The 733-nt window shown below is 65.1% G+C and carries 1 protein-coding gene and 1 pseudogene; one reads left to right on the top strand and one right to left on the bottom strand.

The features are described 5' to 3' along the window. Positions 1–523 (bottom strand): annotated as a pseudogene (locus X803_RS22305) (hypothetical protein); the annotation flags it as partial. Positions 524–545: 22 nt separating this feature from the next. Between X803_RS22305 and X803_RS22810 the strand changes: the two are divergent. Next, the coding region (locus X803_RS22810; protein WP_253907458.1) for a hypothetical protein at positions 546–733 on the top strand (188 nt) is incomplete at its 3' end.

Genomic DNA, 733 nt, shown 5'->3' with positions numbered 1-733 from the left:
CCGGGTAGAAAACGGCGAAGCGGTTGCGTCCTTCCGGCATCAGGACACGGGTGCCGTTGAGCGTCGCCTCGTTCTGGTTGATCACAGAGACTTCCAGGGTGGGCAAAGCGGACGGCACAAATTCCCACCGGTTGAAAAAAAGCCACTCGGTGCCGGTCCTCTCGAGGAGGAACGCCGTGGTGTGTTGGGTATCGGCGATGGTGTAGGAGACATCCACCTCAACCCGGTTGTCCCCTGCCGGCCGGGGCGTGCCGACCTCGACATTCTCTACTCCGCGTGTGGCCCGCTGCAGCGCAGGGCCGTCGAGGAGCGCGGCGTTGGCGTCCGGAACGGTGGCGTTCAGCAGCCCCAGCGCCCGTTCTCCCTCACCCTGGCGCAGCGCCTCAAGGTAACTTTCCACCTGCTGGTGGGGGCCGTAGACGTGGGTGTTGACCAGCGTCACGGTAGTGATTGCAGCCGCCACCGCGAGCATGAGCCCGCCCAGCCAGGCGGCCAGGACTCGGATCAGGCGGGACGAATTCACCCTCTTACGTTACCCAATGACCGTGCCGGACCTACCAACGACGACGACGGCGCCTCCGTTGCGTCCCGAAAAGACCCCGGACCAGCTCAACACCGATGGTCCCGGCAGCCTTGAGGGCAAAGTCCATCATTTCATTCCTGTCCGGCTGATTCCCGTCGGGCTGATTCCTGTCGGGCTGATTCCCGCCGGTGCGGGGAGCCGGAGGCGGGG

The sequence above is a fragment of the Arthrobacter sp. 35/47 genome, assembly GCF_000520475.1.
GTDB lineage: Bacteria > Actinomycetota > Actinomycetes > Actinomycetales > Micrococcaceae > Arthrobacter_D > Arthrobacter_D subterraneus.
Note: the sequence above shows the minus strand (reverse complement) of the source record. Positions and strands in the feature narration are given on the sequence as shown.